Consider the following 19,368-nt stretch of genomic DNA (forward strand, 5'->3'; position numbering starts at 1 on the left):
CTTTTTCAAAGCCGTCTTAGCTTTGGCTTTAGTCTTGGCTTTAGAGGTCGCGGCCCGCTTCTTTGGAGCAGGGGGCGTCTCTGGTTCCGGTGGGCCCGCCTTAAGCTCGGGGGGGGAGCGGTACGGTGCCTCGGTCGCCCTCTACTGCATCAGCCGCCTCGGTCGTGGTCGCCGCGTTTACGATCGCTTCTAATGGGGGCGAGCTGTCGAGCGCCATGCCTTGGATCTTGGCCGCAGGCACCCCAAGCTCGGCCGCTTCTTTGGTGCCGATGAATGGGTTGTCGTCTACGGTGTATGTTTTTTCCTTGAGGCGTTGACGCTTTTTCTCGTCCATTTCCTCTTCGGGTTCGGCCTTTTTGTAAGGGACTGTTTCACCAGCCGCTGCCAAAAGCGCGCTGCGCGCTTCTCCCTTTTTCGCTGTCTGCGTCTGGGCGATCATCTTGGCGATCACCTTGTCAGGAACACCAGCGGCTTGCATCTGGTTGACCTTGGCTTGACATTCTTTGGGCAAGTGTTGGATGAACAGAACCTGATCCAGTTTGTCGATAGGAACCTCGGAGGCTTCCTTGAGTTCGGTCAGCATCGAGTCGTATTCGCCGCTGTCATACAGGACTTTGACTCGCTCTTGGTGAAAGGCGAGTGCCTTTTCCTGAAGTGCGCTCATCGTTGGATCTGACAGGATTTGAGCCATCTTTTTCTTGGTCCCACGCGCGTGGCGCAGGGCGTTTGGCGTTTCGATCTCGTTGCAGTCAAACAGCGCGAAGCAGCTCGCATCATATTTGTCAGGCTTGTTGATCACGTTGCCCTGAACACGGCGCAGCAGATAAGCCTCGTAGGATTTGACACCATAGTGGTTCATCTCGGCCTGTTTGTAGCTCAGCGCGGGTTTTGTAGAGCGCCAACCAGAGAGCGAGAATTCGTCGGGCATCGCCACACCTGAGCCGTTGATCCATTTCTGATCAAACAGACGTTTAGCGTTTGCCGAGTCTTGTTTGGCTTTTTTGATGTGAGGGCGGTGGATACCCAGTTTGATGTCCTCGTAAGGGCGGAACATAGTTTTGACGCCCCAGCCCTTCTTGAACTTGTTTGGTGCAGCTTTGGTGTAGTTTTCGATCGCAAGACCGGGGTTCCATGCCGTGATCCCGTTCGAGCCAAAGAACCGCCAAGTGATCACAACAGCGTCGGCATCGTCGTCAATCGCCTCGATCAAATCGCCGACATGACCACGACCACATTTGACCGACAGGAATTCGTCAGCGTCCATGGTCAAAATCCATTCGCTGTCCATGACGTGTTTATTCGCCGTGGCCAGTTGCAACGCGTTTGGTTGGGGCTTCTTGCCCTTGGGCACTTCGTTGCGGAAATGCTTGACCCAACCCATTTCCTCGAACCGGATCAACATGTCGTCGGTGTGGTCCGAACAGTTGTTTGTATAAAATCAGATATTATCGAACCCGATGTGGCTGTGATAGGCGACCCATTAGACAAGGCTGTGGCCCTCATCCTTCATCATCGAAAGGATGGTATATGTATGTTTGGGGCTCATTTGCGGCCGTTTGAGCACATGAAACGCGTGCCGATCAAGAGAAGGGTGGTATAATTAATGTCTGTCCTGTCGTCTGCCCGTTCGGATGTTATGTCTTACCCCTGATACACATTCCTTTAAGGCCAAGCGGCCCGTTCGGAACAAGGGGGAAAGAAACAATTCTCGCAGCTAGCCTCGGTTTATCCGAGGTTTGGAGAAAATCATATTCTGCATCGCGAAAAAGTCCACCTAGACCCTCGGACAGGGGACATATGGTACAAAAGCACTACGTGACGACTTGACCAACCGCTGCTGCTGCGCAAACAAGAGCGCAGAGACGCACTGCTTTTTGACTGAGAGGACCTAACAAATGGCTTTTGAACTTCCTGATCTTCCATATGCCCACGACGCTCTGGCCGACAACGGCATGTCCAAAGAGACGCTCGAGTATCACCACGACCTGCACCACAATGCCTATGTCACCAATGGCAACAAGGCGATTGAAGGCACCGAATGGGAGGGCAAGACTCTCGAAGAGATCATCGTTGGCACATATGACGCGGACGCGGTTGCCCAAAACGGCATCTTCAACAACATCAGCCAGCTGTGGAACCATAACCAGTTTTGGGAAATGATGGGCCCGGGCAAATCCGCGATGCCGTCCGAGCTGGAAGCCGCGATCAAAGACAGCTTTGGTTCGGTCGATGATTTCAAATCCCAGTTCTCCGCAGCAGGCGCAGGCCAGTTCGGATCCGGCTGGGCATGGTTGGTCAAAGACGCTGACGGCGGCCTCAAGATCACCAAGACCGAGAACGGCGTGAACCCGCTGTGCTTTGGCCAGACAACGCTGTTGGGCTGTGACGTATGGGAGCATTCCTACTACATCGATTTCCGCAACGCGCGTCCCAAGTACCTGACCAACTTCCTCGATAACTTGGTCAACTGGGAAAACGTCGCATCCCGCATGTGATGTCACTCAACGATGCGCTTCGGCGCATTCTTGAGATTAGAAAATTGAGGGGCGACGCATCCGGTCAGGGTGCGTCGTTTTTTGTTGGGCAGTCGGGCAAAGGTGTCTGTTTTGCGGGACAAGCCTAAGTTAGTTTTGTGCCAAACGGTTAGTAACAAGTTCCGATTTCATCCAGTGAGTTTCGCTTTGGACGTGGTTCGCTCGCACATATTTGCCCATACGAATTGGCATTTCTGTTTCGGTGAACCCAGACGCAACTCGTGCAACAAACCCTTCTTGTTTTTCTAGGTTCAATTGGTCCGCAAGGTCTTCGAAAAGCCTGTCTGTGAACTGTCCACTATACAGTACTACCACAGGAGTGATCCCCAACTCTTCGAACCTAAGAAGTGTTTCATCCCAAGGCTGAATGTCGTTTCCGATAATCCAAGAGAAACCCATGAAAAATGACGGCAGCGTTTCGTAACCTATCGAGTGTTGCGCATATAAGTTCTTACCTACGATACGTTCGTTGTCTGCAAGCTGGGGAGAAACCCCCGCTGCGAATGCCTTAAGCCAGTCACGCGATGGGTGGTAACGACTGTCTGGGCTACGGGCGTGCGTACCTTTGCTATGAATGGTCGTGTTTTCACCATCCATCTTTTCTGTGATTACGAGATCATCAACCTTCAGGCCCTCAAGCGAAGACATGATTTTGTCGTTACTTGTTGCGCCTAGTGAGATCGGCAAATGGAATGTACGGCCATATTTTTTCATGCGTGAATTCTTGAATGCTTAGCTGACAGAAGAAAAGAGTTGATTTGGGCATTAAACAACCTCTCGTCGCTACGTCTTCCCAATCACAGCGCGTTCTTCAGCGCCACCTCGAGCGCCTCGACCGTATCTACCACACGGTAATAGTCGCGTAGGGACGCATGTGATGTTTTCATAGGTGCGCTGCCGCGCATTGTTCAGACTAGAAAACCGAGAGGCGACGCATCCGGTCCGGGTGAGTCGTTTTTTGTTGGGGTTGGATGGAGACAGAAGTGTCTGCTTAGCGGAAAATGCTGTCGTTACCCACCCGACATACAAGTTTTAAATTCGGCAATCCGAGCAACGAGATTGAATGTTGTGCTTTGATCCTTTGCGGTCAAGCTATACGGTGGACCTTCCTCTGTTGCGCTACTTAGAAATGGAAGTCTTCACTGAAAATGCTGAGAAAAATATTCAAACTATTGACTGTTTTGGCCGCACTTTTCGCCGTATCGGTCATTGCTGCGCGATTGTTGTTCCCACTGCCAGATATTTCGAGCCGCGTATCAACACATTCAATTCCTGCTAGCAACAACACCCTTTTGGGGCGAACGACAACAGATATTGCCTTGAACTATCCCGGTCTTTCAGGCGTTTTCCCTTTGGCTGACGGAACGGACGCACTGATGAGCCGGCTAGCGGCAATAAGCCAAGCGCAAGAGAGTATCGATGCACAGTATTATATTTGGCAGGACGACATCTCGGGTATTCTGCTCCTCGATGCTCTCGATCAAGCGGCACAAAAAGGGGTTCGTATCCGCCTTTTGTTAGATGACAATGGAGTGCCAGGGTTAGATCCGTTCTTGGCAACTTTGAACACTTACGAGAACTTCGAAGTCAGATTGTTTAATCCTTCGACTGTCCGCAGCCCCAAAGCTATGGGTTTCCTGTTTGATCTCTTCCGTATGAACCGCCGAATGCACAACAAATCTCTTACAGTCGATGGCGCTGTCACAATTATTGGTGGGCGAAATATTGGCGACGAATATTTTGAGATTGGAGAGGCGTTCTATAAAGATCTGGATGTGTTGGCGACTGGTGAAATTGTGCCAGAAATGGCGTCCACCTTCGACGAATACTGGAACAGTAAATCGGTGTTTGAGGTTGAAAATATGATTTCAGGCACAGGTGACCGTGTTGGTTTCGAACAGCGCGTTGCTGATGTGAAAAGTTCTGCAAGAACACAAATCGTTCTGACTGACGTCCAAAACAGTGCAGCGAAATTTATGGATGGCTTTGAAAGACTGGAATGGACGACAGTTCAGTTGGTTGCAGATGATCCGAAAAAAGGCGAAGGCTTGGCGAACCGTGATGATCTAATGGTTTTTCAACTTGGCGACATATTGGGTGATATAGAAAGCCGCATTGATCTTGCGAGCGCCTATTTCGTACCAGGCGAAACCGGTGCAGGATTTTTTGCGGAACTCGCGCAACAGGGCGTAGATGTAAACATCCTAACCAACGCCATGAACACCACAGACGTGATGATGGTTCATGCAGGTTATACAAAATACCGTCGAGATCTGTTGATGGCAGGGGCTGATCTATTCGAACTCAGGTTGCGCAACAACGCCAACGGGGGAACTGAAAATCAAATCAATCCCGTTGGTCTATCGGGTGCCTCGCTGCACGCGAAAACTTTCGCTATTGACGGAGAACGGGTCTTCATTGGTTCATTCAATTTTGACCCGCGCTCGGCCAATCTAAACTGTGAGATGGGTTTTCTGATCGATAGCCCGACGATTGCGCAAGCAGTGAGTGACGTATTTGACATGCAACTCGCCTTAGTCAGCTATAAACCCTTTCTGACTGCAGATGGACGAATGGTTTGGTTAGAAGCGGCTAAAGACAGTGATTCCTCTACAATTTGGCAACAAGAGCCAGGAACAAGCTGGTTAAAGCAGATGAGTCTTACTGTGCTTCAAATCTTACCAGTTGAATGGTTGCTTTGAATAGGTCGGTCTATACTAGAGTTCTGATTGTGCTAGAACCGGATGTTAGCTGCAGCCCCCGACAGACGTTAAAATGAACCCGTCGCCGCTTTTCGTCGCTGCGCCGTTCCAATCACAGCGCGTTCTTCAGTGCCACCCCTAGGGCACCGACGGTATCGACGACGCGGTAGTAGTCGCGCAGGGACGCGTCTGCGAAACCCTGTTCGATCACATGATCGATCAGCGCCAGCAGCGGTTGCCAATAGCCCTCGACATTCAGCAAAAAGATCGGTTTGTCGTGCAACTCGATCTGTCGCCACGTCAGCACTTCGAAAAACTCATCAAGCGAGCCTGCGCCGCCGGGCAGGACGACCATGGCGTCCGCGTTCATAAACATGACCTTTTTGCGCTCGTGCATGGTTTCGGTCACGATAAAATGGCTTAGGTCGCGCTTGCCGACCTCCCAGTCCATCAGGTGTTTTGGGATTACGCCAAAGGTGTCACCGCCCGCCGTTTGTGCCGCGCGGGCAACCAAACCCATGATGCCCACATCGCCTGCGCCGTAGACCAAACGAAAGCCTGCGCGGGCCAACATGGTGCCGGTATCGGTTCCGGACTGCGCAAAAGCAGGGGTTTCACCCGATCTCGCGCCACAAAAGACACAGACAGAGGGTTTGGTCATGGTGTGGCCTCACAGTTTGGAGTTGGGTTTTGACCAAGGATAGTGGGCTTGTTAAGATCACTCAACCATCCGTTTGGGTGGTCTTGGGGCATAGAGGCGAATGGCATGGTTCTAAATCTAGGAGCAAACGCAACGGGTATCTTGTTGGGTGGGGGCATCGGCGCCGCGGTGATCGTGTGTGCGGTTGTCTTGTTGCCACGCGCAGCTCCGCCAACTTCTGAGCCTGCGCCAGTGGCCCTAGTAGAGCCCGCACCCGCGCCAGAACCCGAAGTCGCAGCAGAACCTGTCGTGCCGACGCTCGCCGCGCCAACCTTTGATTTTGTCAGCAGCGAGCCAGGACAGCCGTCTCTGGTTTCTGGCCGGGCACCAGGTGCCGAGCGGATCGAAATCATTGTCGGGGATACCATGATCGAGCAATTCGACTTGGCCCGTGACGGTCAGTTCGCGATTTTTGTAGAACTTGAGCCTAGCGACCAACCACGTGTGATGCGCCTGATGGCCTACGCTGGTGATCTATCGATCCCGTCCGAGGAAACCGTGATTCTGCCGCCAAGCGTCGCGCCGCAAATCGCAGCGCTCGAATTTGAGGGCGGGGAGGTGCCAGAGATTGTGCCTGAACCCGAAGTGGAAGTGGTTGTTGAAAGCGTCGAAGTCCCCGAGGTCGAAGAAGCACCTGTCGAGATTGCAGAGCTGGATGTCCAAGCTGCTGAGGTGCCAGTGATTGTGCCTGAACCCGAAGTGGAAGTGGTTGTTGAAAGCGTCGAAGTCCCCGAGGTCGAAGAAGCTCCTGTCGAGATTGCAGAGCTGGATGTCCAAGCTGCTGAAGTGCCAGAGATCGTTGAACCCCCAGAGGAAGAGCCTCTTGCCGCGTTGGTCGTCGAGGGCGGTGAGATTGTTGATGATGGTCCGCTGCCTGTCGTTGAGACACCCACACCCGCACCGGCACTTACGGTAGAGGGCAGCGAAACTATTGGTGACGGCACCGCGCCAGAAGCACCTGCCACACAACCCATTCTCAAGGCAGATGCCGAGGGCGTCGAGGTTCTTCAACCTGCAATCGCAGCAGGCGCTGGTCCCGAGGTGATGTCGTCGGTCGCATTGGATGCGATCACCTATGATCCTGAAGGCGAAGTGTTGCTACAGGGACGTGCACAGGGTGATGGGTTCGTTCGGGTTTACCTCGACAACGCGCCGATCACTACGAGCCGGATCGCCCAAAACGGCAACTGGCGCACGGATCTGCCTGATGTCGATACGGGTATCTACACCCTTCGTATTGACGAGGTCGACGACGAGGGCGAGGTGGTGAGCCGCATCGAGACACCGTTCAAACGCGAAGAACCTGAAGCTGTTGTTGAGGCGCTGATCGAAGAGACAAGCGCTGAGGGTTTCCAAGTTGCCGTAAAGACCGTCCAACCCGGTGCAACGCTGTGGGCAATTGCCCAAGAGCAATACGGTGATGGTGTCGCCTATGTGAAGGTGTTCGAGGCCAACCGTGACCGCATCCGCGACCCAAATCTGATTTACCCTGGTCAAATCTTTAACTTGCCCGACTGACCCTGATCTGCCCCCTGTGCGGTAGCGGACAGGGGCATGTGCATCTCTAGGCTGGTCAAAGGCAGGGTGGCACCCTAAGTCTTGCTCTCTGAGATGACGTTGGGGCCGGAATGAAACAACTAAAGCACACAGCAAGCAATTTGAACGACGACCAGCTGAACGGCTGGCGGACGATCCGCAGGGTTGTGCCGTATCTGTGGCCTGAGGGGCAGAGCTGGGTGAAACGCCGTGTGGTTTTGGCGCTCGCTACTTTGTTTGTAGCCAAACTAATCGCAGTCGGAACACCGCTTTTTTACAAAGGCGCCGTTGACGCGTTGGCGGGGGACGGATCTGAAAATGCTATGTTTTTGGCGCTGGGCGCCGTTGGCCTGACAATTGCCTACGGTCTCGCGCGATTGATGAACGTGGGCTTTCAACAGCTGCGCGACGTGATCTTTGCCGCAGTTGGCCAACGGGCCCTGCGGCAGTTGGCGCTAGAGACGTTTACCCACATTCACCGCTTGTCGATGCGGTATCATATCACGCGCAAAACCGGTGGTTTAAGCCGCATTATTGAACGCGGTGTCAAAGGCGTCGAGTTTCTGTTGCGGTTCCTACTCTTTAGCATTGGACCGCTTGTTCTCGAGCTGCTGATGATCTCGGTCATTTTATTTTTCTTGTTTGATGTCTGGTACTTGGCGGTCGTTGTCCTAACGATTGCTCTGTATGTTTGGTTCACCTTTGCGGTCACCGAATGGCGGGTGAAAATCCGCAAGGAGATGAACGACCAAGACACAGATGCCAACCAAAAGGCGATCGATAGTCTGTTGAACTTTGAGACAGTCAAGTACTTTGGGGCCGAGGCCCGCGAGGCGGAACGCTATGATCAATCGATGGAGAAATACGTCGCTGCCGCGCTCAAAACCTCCTACACGCTCGCGTTTTTGAATTTCGGTCAGTCGATCCTGATTACCGGCGGTTTGGCGGCTGTCATGGTGATGGCTGCAATCGGCGTACAAAACGGGGCCTTGACCGTCGGGGATTTTGTGATGGTCAATGCCTACATGATCCAGATCACCATGCCGCTGAATTTTCTCGGGACGGTTTACCGCGAAATTCGACAGGCGTTGGTCGATATGGGTGAGATGTTTGGCCTGTTAGAACAACCAGCCGAGGTTCAGGACAAGGTGGATGCCAAGTCCCTGGTGGTCACTGGCGGGGCTGTGCGGCTTGATGATGTGCTATTTGGCTACGATGCCGCGCGTCCGATCCTCAAAGGTGTTTCATTGGTTGTATATGCGGGCGAGACCGTTGCGATTGTCGGGCCATCGGGGTCTGGAAAATCAACCATTGGGCGGCTGCTGTTCCGTTTCTATGATGTGGGCGACGGCGCGTTGACGATTGACGGACAGGATGTTCGCGACGTGACCCAAGACAGCCTGCACGCGCAAATCGGCGTCGTGCCGCAGGACACCGTGCTGTTCAACGATACGATCCTATACAACATTGCGTATGGGCGGGCCGATGCGTCCAAAGCCGAAATCGTCGAGGCGGCAAAAGCGGCCAAAATCCATGACTTTATCCTGACCTTGCCAGATGGCTATGACACGACCGTTGGCGAGCGTGGGCTCAAACTGTCTGGCGGTGAAAAACAGCGTGTCGGCATTGCGCGGACCTTGCTCAAAAACCCGCCGATCCTGTTGTTGGACGAAGCGACAAGTGCGCTGGACAGCGAAACAGAGCGCGATATCCAAGACAGCCTGCGCGAGATGAGCCAAGGCCGCACCACGATCACAATTGCGCACCGTCTATCGACGATCGCTGATGCAGATCAGATTGTAGTGTTGGAGAACGGTGTGATTGCTGAACACGGTCGCCACGATGATCTGTTAGAGCGTGATGGGCGCTATGCGTCGATGTGGCATCGCCAGATGCAGGACGAGGAAGCCGCCTAGAGGTAGTCGGCCAAGGCTTGTCGCAAGTAGAACGCGGCATCCTTGTCCGCGACTTCTTGTGCGGACTGAAATTTAAGATGTCTGCGGGCTTTGCCTTTGCCCTCGAGACGCGCTGAGGGGTCGTCAAACGTCGCTCCCTTGGATAGCTCTAGCGACACATAGCCGTCGTAGGCATAGATCCCACCGACAAAGGTTTTGTCGCTGTCGGGATCGGGCGCGATGACCTCGCCACCATATTTTGGTAGATATCGAGCGTCGGGGTGCAATGTGTCGACGATCTCTTTGATCGCGGCGTCGATGTCGTGAATGTCGTTGGTGTCCATCCCAATACCCTAGCAAACCAGCACGCAGAAAAAAGGCCCCGCAGATGGGGCCCTCTTTGTCGTTACTCTGCAGCGCGCAGCGGCGTCACATCCGCAGGAGCGAGCGCATCATCGTCCCAAATAATCTCTGGGGCTTTGATACGTTTGGCTTCGCAGGCGAGCGCCCAGTCTTTTGCAGCGCGTGATGACCGACCCATCGACAGTTTGGCCAACAAGCGTCCCATCCAGCGCGCATAGGTCGTGACCCAAACCCGCAGGGCTAACATGGACGGGGTAAAGATCAACGTCAGTACCGTCGCAATCCCGAGACCAAAGACGACTGCTGTTGCCAGCTGTTTCCACCACAGGGCAGTTGGGCTGTCGATGCTATAGCCACCACCGATAAAGTCGAGGCTGAGGCCAAACATCATAGGCGCCAGACCAGCCATTGTAGTGATCGTGGTTAATAGAACAGGGCGAATGCGATCTTCCGCAGTGCGGGTGATCGCCTCGGTCCGCGGCATGTAACGTTCGTATTCTTGATAGGTGTCGATCAGAACAATGTTGTTGTTCACCACGATCCCAGCCAAGGCCACGATGCCCGTACCCGTCATAATGATCGAGAACGCCTGATCCATCACCAACATGCCAATCAGAACACCGGCGGTGGATAGAACAACCGCCAAGAGCACGAGACCCGCGTTATAAAAGCTGTTGAACTGCGCTAGCAGGATGATGAACATCAGACCCAAAGCGCCCGCGAATGCGGTCATCAGAAACTGGCCGGATTCAGCTTGTTCTTCTTGGTCGCCAGTCCATTCCCAATCAACAGTGTCAGGGAAAGGCGACGTGTCTAACCATTCGGTCAGCAGCGCGATCCGTTCGTTTGGATTGATCACGTCAAACTTGGCGTCATCGGCTCCAATGGTTTCGACAATAACAGACCCTGTGATGTCTTCGGCGCGCTTGAACACTTCGAAATAGGTGTCACCTGCCGCATTTGCGATTGCGTTGCTGGTGTCAGCATCCGGTTCGAGTTGGCGCAACAGCCCCAGTTCGTTTCCATCCGCATCGCTCAGTTTGACCAGACTGCCATCGACGTCGGCCTTGACGTCAAAGTAGCGCTGTTGGTCCACACGGTCGATCTTGGCGAGGCTTGGAACTGGTGTTCGGGTGACAAAGTTTGCTAATGGAACCAGACCGGATGTCGTGCGTACCCGCAGGCTGTCGAGGGTCGATAACACGCGGTCCTCGCGGGGCAGGCGGACCCGAATTTCGATCTCTTCATCCGATGATGGGACCCGCATAGTGTCGAGCAGCAAACCGCGCGTCACCAACTGGACCATGCCGCCAACGGTGGCAACATCGGCGCCATAGCGACCGGCCTTTTCAACGTCCACATCGATCTGCCAGTCAATCCCGGGCAGTGGCAGCGTGTCTTCTATCAAGGTCAAACCCGACGTTGCTTCGAATTGGGCGCGTGCCGTCAAAACGGCGGCGGTCAATGTCTCGGTGTCGTCACTCTTGAGACGCAGGTGCACCGGTTTGCCGGATGCAGGACCCTGTGCCAGTGCCAAAATCTCAGCTTTGAACCCTGGAATTTGCGCCAGCTGTACGTTCAGTTCTTCAATAACGACGTCGCCGTCCAGATCGGGACGATCCGAGCGTTCGTCCCACGCAATGGTTTCGAACTGGACCTGCCCAACGGTATCGCCGGGTACAGAGTTCCCGCTCGCGTCGGTGTTCAATCCGCCATCGCCCGCAAACGAGAAGGTGTTGATCACGCCAGGGTGGGCAATGACGATGTCCTCTACCTGACGTACCATCGCGTCCTTTTCGGTGATCGACAGGTTGCCGCGGGCCCGAACATAGACGGTCGCCTGTTCAGGCTCGGATTCAACAAAGAATTCGACGCCGTTGTTGTTGGCCCCGAAATACGTGAACGTCATCATGACAAACACACCGATCGCGCCAATCGAGACGATAGGCATGATCGGGTTGCCGGCGATAAAGTTGATGAAATGGCCGAACGGCGATCTCTTGTAGCCTGCCTTGACCTTGCGTTCGCTGCGCCGGATTTGAGCGGCGCCCAATGTGATCGACGACAAGATTGCAGCGACAATAAATAGGATCGCACCGGGGATCATTGACGTCACCGATGAGCCAAAGAGATAGGCGGGGTTCAGTGTTTGCATCGCTCCAAGGAACACCATGTAGAGCGCAGGAATGACCAACAGGGCACGCACGATCCATGGGAACCGCTGCCGCAACGCGTCCGAGGCATTGCCAAACATGCGGCTTGCGCGGCCAGTAACACCGCCCATAACTGGCAAATAAACCAAAGCCACAACCAACGAAGCGGACAGAACAAAGATCAAGGTGACGGGGAGCATGCCCATGAATTCACCTGGAACGCCCGGCCAGAATAGCATCGGCAGGAACGCGCAGAGCGTCGTCGCGGTCGATGAGACGATTGGCCAGAACATACGCTTTGCGGCCTCGACATACGCCTCCATCGGTCCGGATCCGTCTTTGATTCGTTTGTCGGCGTATTCCACCACAACGATTGCGCCATCGACCAGCATGCCCACGGCAAGGATCAAACCGAACATCACGATGTTAGAGATGGTGATGCCCATGACGCCCAAAAGAACAAAGCACAAAAGGAACGAGGTCGGGATCGCAAAGCCAACGAGCAGGGCAGGGCGTGTGCCCAACGCGGCCAGTACAACGATCATAACCAATGCGATCGCGGTCAAGACGGAACCCTCAAGCTGGCTAACCATAGAGGCGACGGTGCGCGACTGATCGTTCGATGTGCTCACTTGGATAGCGGCCTGCAGTTCGGGTGGCCAACTGGCGCGCTCTGCTGCGACCTCGTCGCGCACCAGCGCGGCCGTATCGATCAGGTTAAAGCCTTTGCGCTTAACCACTTGTAGCGCCACGGTGCTCTCGCCGTTAAAACGCGCGGTCCCTGTGCGGTCTTCAAACGTCAGCTGGATTTGCGCCAGATCGCCCAGTGTCACAACGCGGTCGCCGTTGGTTTTGACGGGCAGGTTGTAGACGTCTTGGGGGCTGTCAAAGGACGACGGAATTTTCACCGCGAATGCGCCGGTTTCGGTCTCGATTTCGCCCGCTGCAATCAACTGATTGTTGTTCACGACCACATTGATCAGTTCGCCGGCTGTGACGTTGTAGGCTTCGAGCCGCAAAGGATCGATCACCACTTCGAGCATCTCGTCACGTTGACCTGAAAGGCCAGCCTCGAGAACAGCATCCATACCTTCGATCCGGCCCTGAAGATCTTTGGCGACACGCAGCAAAGTGCGTTCCGGTACCGCCCCTGTCAGAGAGACAATGATGATCGGGAATTCAGAAAAGTTGATCTCGTTGATCGAATATTGATCGGCGCCCGCTGGAAACTGTGCTTCTGCACTGTTCATCCGGTCGCGCACGTCGGCGAGGATCTTGGTTTTGTCCCAGCCAAACTCGAATTCAAGCGCAACACCGGCGTAGTTTTCAGAGGCCGTCGATGACATGGTTTTCAAGCCGTCCAGATCACCTAGCTCTGTCTCCATTGGTTTGACCAACAGCGTTTCACTGTCTTGGGCCGAAATGCCAGGAAAGGGGACAGAGACAAAGAGCGCTGGAATTTCAATGTCCGGCTCACCCTCTTTTGGGAGCCCCACATATGCCATACCGCCCGCCAAAAGTGACAGGGCGATAAACGCCATGACCATCCGCGCACGCGACGCGGCCCAATCTACGATACCAGTCATTCTGAGACCTCGTTCATGGCTGTCTCTCGGTAGGTCACATCAACTGCGACGCCGTCAGTGACAAACTCTTGACCGACCACAATCACCTCGGCCTGATCAGGCAAACCAGCAAGCCAGACACCGTCTGCCGTATCGCGCAGCAACGTGACCGGATTAAAAGTGACGATGTTGTCTTGTTCTACAATCCGAACACCCAACGCACCTTGGTCGTTTAATGTCAAAGCGGACTGAGGCAGCATATGTGCGGCTGTGCCTGCGGCTTGGACTAGGATTTCTGCTGTTTGTCCGTCGCGAATGCTGAGATCGCTATTGGGAACCTGTACTTCGACGCGGAACGTTCGTGTGGTTGGGTCCGCCGAGCGGCTCAGAAATGTAACGCGCCCAGTGACTTCATCGCCCGATGCCAGCAACGCACCAGCGACTGCGCCAACTTCGAGTTTGTTGACTTCGGTTTCTGGGGCAAATCCAACCAGTTTAATCGGGTCGAGCTGAATGATCGTTGCGCATGCGGAACCGGGCTGTAGGAGGGACCCCAGCTCGGCTGCATCTGTTTCGAGCAGGCCGTCAAATGGCGCAGAGATTTGCAGACGCTCGATGTCCTGTTCAACCGCGGCGATGGCGGCTTCGGCACTCTCGATTGAGGATGCTGCAGACGCCACACCGGAAATAGCGGCTTGCAAACCTGCCTCAGCGGATTCTGCGGCAGCTTCCGAGCTTGCCACGCGGGTGTCCGAGGCAAATCCGTCTTGGCCTAGTTTGCGTGCTGCATTCAAATTAATTTGTGCCTCTGTTACGCGGGCGCGAGCCTCGACGACACGGGCTTGTGTTTCGGGCAGGCGTGCTTGGGCTCCGGCCAATGCAGCGCGTGCTTCGGCCAGCGATGCGTTGCGCGTCCCCACGTCCAATTGGCATAGAATCGTGCCAGCCTCGACAAACGCACCTTTGCGCAACGGGTCAGAGATAACCAATCCGGACGTTTCGGCGCGGACGTCGACCTGTCGCGCTGCTTCGGTTTGGCCGCGCAGGATGATTGCGTTGGCGATGTCAGAGGCTGTAGATTTCACCGCAACCACACCGACGCGTGGCGTTTCATCGGGAGCTTCTTCGCCAGCCACGTCGCTTGAGACTGCGCCACCTTGGGCAAACGCCATCAGGCTCTCGCGCTCAATGACCAGCGTGTAGAGAAACGCAGACACCAAAATGGCGGTCAAGATCGGAAACAGTCGCATGGCAATGCCTCTTAGTCTGGCAGGCGAGTGACCTATGCGTCACCCGCTATGGGAACGGTGAGAGCCGGTTCGATGTCCAGCGAGAGTGATATAGTAATAATACGCTAAACTAACCAGTTCAGATTAAAGATTTTTGGGACAAGCCGCAAGGCTCATTTCGCAGGTGCAGAAACCGTTGCCGCAAGATGTGCTAGGTCGATCCGGGCGAGGGCTTGGCAATGCATTGGAATCCAAGGTATGAGAGGCACAACAGACAGCGCATCTCGCGTTGAACAAATTCATAGGGTGCAACGGTGAGCAACGAAGACAGCTTTATCAATGAAGTGAACGACGAGGTCCGCGAGGATCAGTTGTTCCAGACCTTTCGCAAATACGGATGGGTTGCCGCCCTTGTGGTTGTGGCTCTGGTTGGCGGGGCTGCATGGTCCGAATTCAGCAAGTCGCGCACTGAAAATCAGGCCAAGGCGTTGGGCGATGCCGTCCTCGATGCCCTAGAGACTGAAGAGCCCGTTGACGCTGTTGCCGCGCTTGAGACAATAGACGCCACGGGCAATGCCGCCGCAGTCACTGCATTGTTGCGCGCCGCTGAGTTGCAGCGAGCAGATGCTGCGGCTGATGCCGCTGACGTCTTGGATAGTGTGTCGTTGGATGGCGACGTTGATCCGATCTACCGCGATCTCGCTACATTCAAGGCATTGTTGCTGCGCGCGGACACCTTGGACGCGTCCGAGCGCCGCGCAGGTTTCCACGCGTTGTCCCAACCGGGCAACCCTTATCGGTTGATGTCGGTTGAACAGATCGCGTTGCTGGATGTCGAAGCAGATGATCTTGAGGCGGCTCTGCGCGGTTTTGCAGCCATTCTAGAAGACGCTGAAGCGACGACAGGCTTGCGTCGCCGTGCAAGAGGCATGATTGTGGCCTTGGGCGCGGATCCGGACGAATTGGTGTCAGATGCATTTGTAGAAGACACCGCCGCGACGAACGAATAGGGTCACCCCCAATTGGGCATAGTCCCAACGGTGATGCAGTGAGAGGGCAGGAACGTGATTACAGTCAGAACCACTCTTTTGGTCTGTGGCTTTGCCGCGTTGACCGCATGCGGCGGTCGCGATGTTATCCTTCCGGGTGAGCGGGTTGATATTCGCGACGGAATTGGAAGCGAAGCGGTAGACACAGCTGAGGCGAACCAGTCGGTTCCAATCTCGCTACCTGCCACACAAGCCAACGCAAATTGGACGCACCGCAACGGTTCTGCACAGCACCGTCTGCAACATCCCGCCTATTCTGGATCGCTGACACCTGTTTGGACTGCTGACATCGGCAGTGGCGACAGCCGTCGCGCACGGATCACCGCCGATCCGATTGTTGCGGGCGGGCGAATCTTTACTTTGGACGCACTGTCCCAAGTGGTAGCGACCTCTACGAGCGGCGCGACCCTCTGGGCCCGTGATCTGACCCCGGGGATTGAACGCGGCACTGACGCATCCGGTGGTGGACTGGCATTTGCAGGCGACCGTCTGTTCGTGACCACAGGCTTTGGCGAATTGACCGCTATCGATGCTGCAACAGGATCCGAGATTTGGTCCCAAGACCTTGATGCGCCGGGTGGCTCTGCCCCGACAGTTGCAGGTGATTTGGTCTATGTGACATCGCGCGATAGCCGCGCATGGGCCGTCGAAGTTGATAGTGGCCGCATTCGTTATGCCGTTGATGGGACACCATCATCGTCGAATTTTGCGGGTGGGGCAGGAGCCGCGATTGCGGGGGACCTTGTTGTTTTCCCATTCCCATCTGGCGAAGTCATGGCAATGTTCCGGCAGGGCGGCCTGCGTCGTTGGAGCTCGACCGTGTCGGGAGAGCGTGATGGCCGTGCGGCAGCGTCTGTTTCTGACATTTCAGGTGATCCCGTCGTGGATGGCAACCGGATCTACGTTGGCAATCAAAGCGGACGCCTCGTGGCGTTGAACGCGACGAATGGCGATCGTATCTGGACCGCGACTGAGGGCGCGTTGAACCCCATCTGGCCAGAAGGCGGTTCTTTGTTCCTCGTCAATGATCTCAACGAACTGGTGCGTCTTGATTCAAATGATGGCAGCCGGCTCTGGGGCACTCAGCTTCCAGTATTTGTAGAAAAGCGGACCCGTCGTCAGCGGACTATTTTTGCCCACTATGGCCCTGTTTTGGCCAGTGGCCGCCTGATCGTTGCGTCGTCAGATGGCAATGTGCGCCTGTTTAACCCCCAAGATGGGTCGTTGATTGGTCAAGCCGAACTGCGCGGGGGTGCCGCGAGCAACCCCGTTGTTGCGGGCGGGACGCTCTATATTGTGACGAAACGCGGACAACTGGTGGCGTTCCGCTAAGTTCTGGTATAGCGGGCGAGCCTGACCCGTTAGAAAAGTGACCTGACATGAGCTTTACCCTCGCAATCGTGGGACGACCAAATGTGGGAAAGTCCACTCTTTTCAACCGTTTGGTGGGAAAACGTCTGGCGTTGGTTGATGACCAACCCGGCGTAACGCGTGATTTGCGCGAAGGCGAAGCACGTCTAGCTGACCTGCGATTCACAGTAATCGACACGGCGGGTCTAGAAGAGGCGACTGACGAAAGCCTACAGGGCCGGATGCGCAAGCTGACCGAACGTGCGGTTGATATGGCGGATGTCTGTCTGTTTATGATCGATGCGCGCGCTGGCGTTCTGCCTGCGGACGAGGTCTTTGCTGACATTCTGCGCCGTCGAGCGTCCAAGGTTATTCTGGCGGCAAACAAAGGCGAAGGCAAAGCAGCCGACGCTGGTGTAATCGAGGCTTATTCACTGGGCCTGGGCGAACCTCTTCGCCTTTCTGCTGAGCACGGCGAGGGCATGGCTGAACTGCTGTCCGAACTGATGCCCATCTCTGATGCATTTGCTGAAGAGGCTGCGCGTCAGGACGAAGAAGCCTCAATCGAGATCGACGTCGATGTGTTTGACGACGAAGACGAAGAGAACATTCCTGAGGTCCGCCCGATCACTGCGTCAAAACCGCTTCAGATCGCGGTCGTGGGTCGCCCTAACGCGGGCAAATCAACGTTGATCAACCAAATTTTGGGCGAGGACCGCCTGTTGACCGGTCCAGAGGCGGGCATCACCCGTGATGCTATTTCGCTGCGTACGGAATGGGACGGAACCCATGTGCGTATCTTTGATACGGCAGGCATGCGCAAACGTGCCAAAGTGCAAGACAAGCTGGAAAAACTGAGTGTATCAGACGGCCTGCGTGCTGTTAAATTTGCCGAAGTTGTCGTTGTCCTACTGGATGTTGAAATCCCGTTTGAACAACAGGATTTGCGTATCGCGGATTTGGCTGAACGTGAAGGCCGAGCGGTCGTCGTCGCGGTCAACAAGTGGGACATCGAGGGCGAAAAGCAGGCCAAACTCAAGGACTTGCGCGAGAGCTTTGAACGGCTTTTGCCGCAATTGCGAGGCGCGCCTCTGGTGACTGTTTCCGCAAAAACGGGGCGTGGTCTCGACCGTTTGCACGACGCGATCCTGCGCGCCCATGACACATGGAACCGCCGTGTTCCGACCTCGGCACTTAATCGCTGGCTCGCTGGTATGACCGAGGCACACCCGCCCCCCGCACCAGGCGGCCGCCGGATCAAAATGCGTTACGCCACACAGGTGAAAACGCGGCCTCCGGGCTTTGTCGTGATGTGTAGTTTCCCTGACAAGCTACCTGCGAGCTACACGCGCTATCTGGTCAATGGACTGCGCGAGGATTTTGATATGCCGGGCACGCCGATCCGTCTGCACATGCGATCTCAAGCGGATCAAAACCCCTACAAAGGGCGCAAAAAGACGATGCCATCACGGCTGCGCAAGCACCTCGGCGCGCACAAGCAAAAACCGCAGAGTTAACGCGTCATGTTCTATGGCGAGTGGCGCTGGCTCCCACCAACAGGACCAGCACCCCGCCCATGGCGAGCCATGCAATCGCGGGTGTGGCGGTCCAATTCGCGGCGATAATCCCGACCAGCGCCCAGATCACCGCGCCTGCGTATTCTGGAATGCCGCGTTTTCGGGTCATAACGCTAAGCGCGATGACTAGAGCGATGGCGACTGCAATGATTGCCCAGCCAAATCCACCAAAAATAATGCCATAGCCTGCGCCTAAACTGGCGAGCGAAACTTGGCACGCGGCGGTGAGCCATCCAGCATAAAGCGCTACAGGTGCCTGAAACCACCATCGGTCCGTGCGGGGCGCCCTGAGCACTGCCATGACGGCTAGGCCGAGCATGGCCCAGATCAGGACGGTCGCCCATTCAGCGGATGCGTTTGCGACAGCCAACCACGGTGTCCCGATCAGCAATGACCCAATCAGCCATGGGCGTGCCACGTTCCAACCCGCATCATCGTGACGATAGAGCAGGCCAAAGACGGCAGAGACAACTAGCCATGTGTAGATCAGTCCCCAAATACCAAAGGCCCACCCAGCCGGTTGGGATGGTGGGTCAACCTGCGGAACAGGCAATTGATCTACGGTAAATCCCGAAAATGGCGGGATGACGAACGGGGACAAAACAAAAGTTGCTGTGACCACCGCGAGAGTGAGTGCATATATTCTAGTCATACAAGTAGAACGTCCCAAGATGCGTTTTGGTTCATTTTTGAGAAAAAGACACCGCGCGTGACC

Annotated in this window: 14 protein-coding genes; 7 read left to right on the top strand and 7 right to left on the bottom strand. The window is 55.2% G+C overall.

The features are described 5' to 3' along the window. Nucleotides 1–100: 100 nt before the first annotated feature. Entirely contained in the window at nucleotides 101–1,402 is a 1,302-nt protein-coding gene (locus TR2A62_RS01595) for a hypothetical protein (RefSeq protein WP_009160858.1), read from the bottom strand. 493 nt (nucleotides 1,403–1,895) lie between these two features. Here TR2A62_RS01595 and TR2A62_RS01600 point away from each other — a divergent pair, with 493 nt between their 5' ends. After that, complete coding sequence (locus tag TR2A62_RS01600; RefSeq protein WP_009159567.1) at nucleotides 1,896–2,495, top strand: superoxide dismutase; 600 nt, start codon at nucleotides 1,896–1,898, stop codon at nucleotides 2,493–2,495. Nucleotides 2,496–2,624: 129 nt separating this feature from the next. Here TR2A62_RS01600 and TR2A62_RS01605 read toward each other — a convergent pair whose 3' ends face one another. Continuing rightward, nucleotides 2,625–3,248, bottom strand: a complete 624-nt coding sequence (locus TR2A62_RS01605; protein WP_009159621.1) for an RNA ligase family protein — start codon at nucleotides 3,246–3,248, stop codon at nucleotides 2,625–2,627. A 434-nt stretch (nucleotides 3,249–3,682) separates the two neighbouring features. On the opposite strand from TR2A62_RS01605, the gene TR2A62_RS01610 reads away from it, so the two are divergent. Beyond that, complete coding sequence (locus TR2A62_RS01610; RefSeq protein ID WP_009159024.1) at nucleotides 3,683–5,236, top strand: phosphatidylserine/phosphatidylglycerophosphate/cardiolipin synthase family protein; 1,554 nt, start codon at nucleotides 3,683–3,685, stop codon at nucleotides 5,234–5,236. 112 nt (nucleotides 5,237–5,348) lie between these two features. On the opposite strand, the gene TR2A62_RS01615 is transcribed toward TR2A62_RS01610, so the two are convergent. Next, a complete protein-coding gene (locus tag TR2A62_RS01615; RefSeq protein ID WP_009157998.1) occupies nucleotides 5,349–5,897 on the bottom strand; it encodes a TIGR00730 family Rossman fold protein in 549 nt (182 codons plus the stop codon). Nucleotides 5,898–6,002: 105 nt separating this feature from the next. Between TR2A62_RS01615 and TR2A62_RS01620 the strand changes: the two genes are divergently transcribed. Continuing rightward, a complete protein-coding gene (locus TR2A62_RS01620; protein WP_009159082.1) occupies nucleotides 6,003–7,454 on the top strand; it encodes a LysM peptidoglycan-binding domain-containing protein in 1,452 nt (483 codons plus the stop codon). 110 nt (nucleotides 7,455–7,564) lie between these two features. Beyond that, entirely contained in the window at nucleotides 7,565–9,388 is a 1,824-nt protein-coding gene (locus TR2A62_RS01625) for an ABC transporter ATP-binding protein/permease (RefSeq protein WP_009160263.1), read from the top strand. Here TR2A62_RS01625 and TR2A62_RS01630 read toward each other — a convergent pair. From TR2A62_RS01630 to TR2A62_RS01640, 3 genes are all read right to left on the bottom strand, one after another. Next, nucleotides 9,385–9,711, bottom strand: a complete 327-nt coding sequence (locus TR2A62_RS01630) for a DUF1801 domain-containing protein (protein ID WP_009158043.1) — start codon at nucleotides 9,709–9,711, stop codon at nucleotides 9,385–9,387. The genes TR2A62_RS01625 and TR2A62_RS01630 overlap by 4 nt on opposite strands. 62 nt (nucleotides 9,712–9,773) lie before the next feature. Further along, nucleotides 9,774–13,469 (bottom strand): efflux RND transporter permease subunit, encoded by a 3,696-nt coding sequence (locus TR2A62_RS01635; RefSeq protein WP_009159491.1) that lies wholly within the window; start codon nucleotides 13,467–13,469, stop codon nucleotides 9,774–9,776. Next, a complete protein-coding gene (locus tag TR2A62_RS01640) occupies nucleotides 13,466–14,698 on the bottom strand; it encodes an efflux RND transporter periplasmic adaptor subunit (protein ID WP_009158624.1) in 1,233 nt (410 codons plus the stop codon). The genes TR2A62_RS01635 and TR2A62_RS01640 overlap by 4 nt, the downstream gene beginning before the upstream one ends. Nucleotides 14,699–14,991: 293 nt before the next feature. Between TR2A62_RS01640 and TR2A62_RS01645 the strand changes: the two genes are divergently transcribed. The 3 genes from TR2A62_RS01645 to der are packed head-to-tail and all read left to right on the top strand — an operon-like array spanning nucleotide 14,992 to nucleotide 18,593. Next, nucleotides 14,992–15,687: a hypothetical protein gene (locus tag TR2A62_RS01645; RefSeq protein WP_009157805.1), complete on the top strand. Its 696-nt coding sequence runs from the start codon at nucleotides 14,992–14,994 to the stop codon at nucleotides 15,685–15,687. 54 nt (nucleotides 15,688–15,741) lie between these two features. After that, entirely contained in the window at nucleotides 15,742–17,058 is a 1,317-nt protein-coding gene (locus TR2A62_RS01650; RefSeq protein WP_009160899.1) for a PQQ-like beta-propeller repeat protein, read from the top strand. Nucleotides 17,059–17,105: 47 nt separating this feature from the next. Next, nucleotides 17,106–18,593, top strand: a complete 1,488-nt coding sequence (gene der / locus TR2A62_RS01655) for a ribosome biogenesis GTPase Der (RefSeq protein ID WP_009158286.1) — start codon at nucleotides 17,106–17,108, stop codon at nucleotides 18,591–18,593. A gap of 4 nt (nucleotides 18,594–18,597) precedes the next feature. Here the strand turns inward: der and TR2A62_RS01660 are convergent, their stop codons facing one another. Then, the gene (locus tag TR2A62_RS01660) at nucleotides 18,598–19,305 is read right to left on the bottom strand and encodes a hypothetical protein (protein ID WP_040820020.1); all 708 of its coding nucleotides are present in this window, start codon (nucleotides 19,303–19,305) and stop codon (nucleotides 18,598–18,600) included. Nucleotides 19,306–19,368 lie beyond the last annotated feature (63 nt).

Origin of the sequence: Thalassobium sp. R2A62 (genome assembly GCF_000161835.1) — a bacterium.
In the GTDB taxonomy this organism is placed as follows: Bacteria; Pseudomonadota; Alphaproteobacteria; order Rhodobacterales; family Rhodobacteraceae; genus Thalassobium.

What these genes read in the sequence shown, in the direction of transcription:
- TR2A62_RS01595 (WP_009160858.1), bottom strand. Translation starts at nt 1,402, where the DNA reads ATGTTGATCCGGTTCGAGGAAATGGGTTGGGTCAAGCATTTCCGCAAC.
- TR2A62_RS01600 (WP_009159567.1), top strand. Translation starts at nt 1,896, where the DNA reads ATGGCTTTTGAACTTCCTGATCTTCCATATGCCCACGACGCTCTGGCC.
- TR2A62_RS01605 (WP_009159621.1), bottom strand. Translation starts at nt 3,248, where the DNA reads ATGAAAAAATATGGCCGTACATTCCATTTGCCGATCTCACTAGGCGCA.
- TR2A62_RS01610 (WP_009159024.1), top strand. Translation starts at nt 3,683, where the DNA reads ATGCTGAGAAAAATATTCAAACTATTGACTGTTTTGGCCGCACTTTTC.
- TR2A62_RS01615 (WP_009157998.1), bottom strand. Translation starts at nt 5,897, where the DNA reads ATGACCAAACCCTCTGTCTGTGTCTTTTGTGGCGCGAGATCGGGTGAA.
- TR2A62_RS01620 (WP_009159082.1), top strand. Translation starts at nt 6,003, where the DNA reads ATGGTTCTAAATCTAGGAGCAAACGCAACGGGTATCTTGTTGGGTGGG.
- TR2A62_RS01625 (WP_009160263.1), top strand. Translation starts at nt 7,565, where the DNA reads ATGAAACAACTAAAGCACACAGCAAGCAATTTGAACGACGACCAGCTG.
- TR2A62_RS01630 (WP_009158043.1), bottom strand. Translation starts at nt 9,711, where the DNA reads ATGGACACCAACGACATTCACGACATCGACGCCGCGATCAAAGAGATC.
- TR2A62_RS01635 (WP_009159491.1), bottom strand. Translation starts at nt 13,469, where the DNA reads ATGACTGGTATCGTAGATTGGGCCGCGTCGCGTGCGCGGATGGTCATG.
- TR2A62_RS01640 (WP_009158624.1), bottom strand. Translation starts at nt 14,698, where the DNA reads ATGCGACTGTTTCCGATCTTGACCGCCATTTTGGTGTCTGCGTTTCTC.
- der (WP_009158286.1), top strand. Translation starts at nt 17,106, where the DNA reads ATGAGCTTTACCCTCGCAATCGTGGGACGACCAAATGTGGGAAAGTCC.
- TR2A62_RS01660 (WP_040820020.1), bottom strand. Translation starts at nt 19,305, where the DNA reads ATGACTAGAATATATGCACTCACTCTCGCGGTGGTCACAGCAACTTTT.